The organism is Mycobacterium sp. TH-M11 (assembly GCF_057473725.1).
Genome location: NZ_JBYCLD010000288.1, coordinates 1 through 3,415, shown reverse-complemented (window position 1 = coordinate 3,415; position 3,415 = coordinate 1). Strand labels below are relative to the sequence as shown.

Genomic DNA, 3,415 nt, shown 5'->3' with positions numbered 1-3,415 from the left:
GGCCACCTCCGATTGCTGCTCAGCCGAGTGCACGAGGGTGATTTCGGAGCCAGGTGGTGTCACCGCTGTCGATTAGGGCTACTAATGGGTAAGTCAGTACGCTGGGCTGCGTGTCTGAGTTGATTGAATCGATACAGACCCATGCGGACGAAGGCGCGATCACCGATGCGGAGATCTTCGAGGCGCATTCGGGGGGCAAGCTTTCCGTCGGTTCGACGATGGCGCTGGACACCCAGCGCTCGTTGTCGATCGCCTACACCCCGGGTGTGGCGCAGGTGAGCCGCGCGATCGCCGGCGATCACACGCTGGCCGCCCGCTACACCTGGTCGGGACGGCTGGTCGCGGTCGTCAGCGACGGCAGCGCGGTGCTCGGCCTGGGCGACATCGGGCCCGCCGCGTCACTGCCGGTGATGGAAGGCAAGTGCGGGCTGTTCAAGGCGTTCGCCGGCCTCGATGCCATCCCGATCGTGCTCGACACCAAGGAACCCGACGAGATCGTCGAGACCCTGGTGCGACTGCGGCCGACGTTCGGTGCGGTGAATCTCGAGGACATCGCCGCGCCACGCTGCTTCGAGATCGAGCGTCGCGTCATCGAGGCGCTGGATTGCCCGGTGATGCACGACGACCAGCACGGCACCGCGATCGTCGTGCTCGCCGCGCTGATGGGCGCCGCGACCGTACTCAACCGCGACATGGCCAGGCTGCGGGTGGTCGTCTGCGGTGCCGGCGCCGCCGGCGTCGCGTGTGCCAATCTGCTTCAGAACAAGGGCATTGCGGATATCACCGTGCTCGATTCGCAGGGCATCCTGCACCGCGACCGGGCCGACATGAACGGTGTCAAAGCCGAACTCGCGGACCGTACCAACCCGCAGAGGCGCACCGGCGGCATGGTCGAGGCGATCGAGGACGCCGACGTCTTCGTCGGCGTCTCCGGCGGCGTGGTTCCCGAGGAACTGATCGCCACCATGGCGCCCAAGAGCATCGTGTTCGCGCTGTCCAATCCCGACCCGGAGGTCCAGCCGGATGTGGCGGCCAGGCACGCGGCGATTGTGGCCACCGGGCGCAGCGATTTTCCGAACCAGATCAACAACGTGCTGGCCTTCCCCGGCGTGTTCCGCGGCGCACTCGACGCCGGGGCCCGCCGAATCACCGAAAATATGAAAATGGCTGCGGCCGAAGCGATTTACTCCATCGCCGTCGACGACTTGGCGATGGATCGCATCGTTCCGAGCCCGCTGGACCCGCGGGTCGAGCCGGCGGTCGCCGCCGCCGTCGCGGCGGCTGCAGATACCGCGGAGTGAACACCGGCCGGTTCGCCGCGCTGGCGTTGACCGTCGTGCTGGCGAGCGCGGGATGCGGCCACCGCGCCCAGCAACCGGGCGAACTGGTAGTCGGGTCGCGGGCCGGTGTCGAGTCGACGCTGCTGGCCGACGTCTACACCGGCGCCTTGCGGTCCTACGGTTTTCCGGCGCGCACCCAGCAAGCGCCAGACCCGTTGTCCAAGTTGGACACCGGTGCGTTCGTCGTCGTCCCCGGTCTCACCGGCCGGGTGCTGCAGGTCTTCCAGCCGGGTGCCGACGCCCGGTCGGAAGCGCAGGTCTACAAGGCGATGATCGGCGCCTTGCCGGAGGGTATCGCGGCCGGTGACTACGCCACCGCCGCCGAGGACAAACCCGCGTTGGCGGTCGCCGGGTCGACGTCGAAGGCGTGGGGCGGCAGCGATCTCGGCGTGCTGACCCGCCACTGCGACGGGCTGAGCGTCGGGTCGCTGGCCGGTGCGGTGACACCGTCGACGGTGGGGCGGTGCCGGCTACCCGAGAGTCGCGAATTCTCGGACAATGCAACGCTTTTCGCGGCCGTGAAGTCGGGCGAGCTGACGGCGGCCTGGACCACCACGGCCGATCCGAGCGTGCCGGGCGATCTGGTGGTGCTCACTGACGGCAAGCCGGCGCTGGTGCAGGCCGAGAACGTGGTGCCGCTGTACCGCCGCAACGAGTTGTCGACTCGCCAACTGCTGGCGGTCAACGAGGTGGCCGGCGTGCTGGATACCGCCGCGCTGGTCGACATGCGCCGCCAGGTCGCCGGGGGCGCCGATCCGCAGGCGGTGGCCGACGCCTGGCTCAACGAGCATCCGCTCGGCCGCTGATGCGCCGGGTTGGCTAGCGTGACGGCGGCTTGATCCTGCCGATGACCGGGGCGAACAGTCGCTGATAGCCCGATCCGGTGATTCGCACGATCAGATCGATCACCACGGCGTCGTTGCCGACCAGCACCCGGGCCTTGTTCTTGCGGACCCCGTCCAAGATGATCTCGGCCGCGCGCTCCGGGGTGGTGCTGGCCAATCGCTTGTCGAAGACCTTCGACTGTGCTGCGGGGTCCACGCCCTGCGCGGTCAGGCCGTTACGCGCGATCGCGGTCTTGATCCCACCGGGGTGCACCGTCGTCACCTTGACTGGTTCCCGGTTGAGCACCATCTCCTGTCGCAGTGCCTCGGTGAAGCCGCGGACCGCGAACTTGGCCGAGTTGTAGGCGGCCTGCCCGGGCACTGACAACAGCCCGAAAAGGCTGGACACGTTGACGACGTGGCCGTCGCCGGAGGCGATCAGGTGCGGCAGAAAAGCCTTGGTGCCGTTGACAACTCCCCAGAAGTCGACATCCATCACCCGCTCGATGTCCTTGAACGCGGTGATGTCGACGTCGCCGGTGTAGGCGATGCCGGCGTTGTTGTAGATCTGGTTGACCTTGCCGTAGTGCTCGTTGATGGTGTCGGCGTAGATCGCGAAGGCTTCGCGCTCGGTGACGTCGAGTCGGTCGGCGCGCACCGCAGCGCCGATGGCCTTGAGTTGCTCCTCGGTGGTGGCGAGTCCCTCGAGGTCGACGTCGCTGATCGCGAGCGAGGCGCCCGAGCGGCCGAGTTCGAGAGCCAGCGCCCGGCCGATTCCCGATCCGGCGCCCGTCACTGCGGCAACTTTTCCGGCAAAGCCTTCCATGGACGCTCCTTGTCGCGAGGTTGCCGTTCAGGCTAGTCGTTACCACGGGTACCGCCGAGCGCGGGATCGGACTGCCCTGCGGTGGTGTGGTCGCCTTGCTCCGCTAACCCCACCCGTCACAGCCGGGCCTGGTTGATATCGCAGGTGGTCACGATTTCAAAAAATGGGGTGAACCAGTCGTCGGTGCTGTTGTGACTCGACTGCAACGAAAACGCCGACAGGCCCGCTCGGTGCGGGCGCTGCCGGCGCCACGAATTGCGTTGAACGCCAACGACGTTGGCGTAGTGGACGTCAGGCCCAGCTGGAGCCGACGGCGGAGTCGGTGGAGGACATGTTGTTGCCGGCCGACTGAACTTTTTGGCCGTGGCTGTTGGCCTGTTCGTAGATGACCTGGAAGTTGCGACCCAACTGGGTGATGAACTCCT

At 67.1% G+C, this 3,415-nt stretch carries 3 protein-coding genes and 1 pseudogene; 2 read left to right on the top strand and 2 right to left on the bottom strand.

The features are described 5' to 3' along the window. Positions 1–110: 110 nt before the first annotated feature. Both AC2VOG_RS11915 and AC2VOG_RS11910 read left to right on the top strand, forming a co-directional pair. Positions 111–1,301 carry an NAD(P)-dependent malic enzyme gene (locus AC2VOG_RS11915; protein ID WP_486940103.1) on the top strand — a complete coding sequence of 397 codons (1,191 nt, stop codon included), beginning with the start codon at positions 111–113 and terminating at the stop codon, positions 1,299–1,301. Continuing rightward, a complete protein-coding gene (locus AC2VOG_RS11910) occupies positions 1,298–2,146 on the top strand; it encodes a glycine betaine ABC transporter substrate-binding protein (RefSeq protein WP_486940102.1) in 849 nt (282 codons plus the stop codon). The genes AC2VOG_RS11915 and AC2VOG_RS11910 overlap by 4 nt, the downstream gene beginning before the upstream one ends. Before the next feature lie 13 nt (positions 2,147–2,159). On the opposite strand, the gene AC2VOG_RS11905 is transcribed toward AC2VOG_RS11910, so the two are convergent. Together AC2VOG_RS11905 and AC2VOG_RS11900 are read right to left on the bottom strand one after the other, a co-directional pair. After that, positions 2,160–2,990 (bottom strand): SDR family NAD(P)-dependent oxidoreductase, encoded by an 831-nt coding sequence (locus AC2VOG_RS11905; RefSeq protein WP_486940101.1) that lies wholly within the window; start codon positions 2,988–2,990, stop codon positions 2,160–2,162. A gap of 291 nt (positions 2,991–3,281) precedes the next feature. Next, a pseudogene (locus AC2VOG_RS11900) lies at positions 3,282–3,415 on the bottom strand (type VII secretion protein EsxI); the annotation flags it as partial.

Coding starts and splice junctions, on each gene's coding strand:
- AC2VOG_RS11905 (WP_486940101.1), bottom strand. CDS start 2,990: ATGGAAGGCTTTGCCGGAAAAGTTGCCGCAGTGACGGGCGCCGGATCG.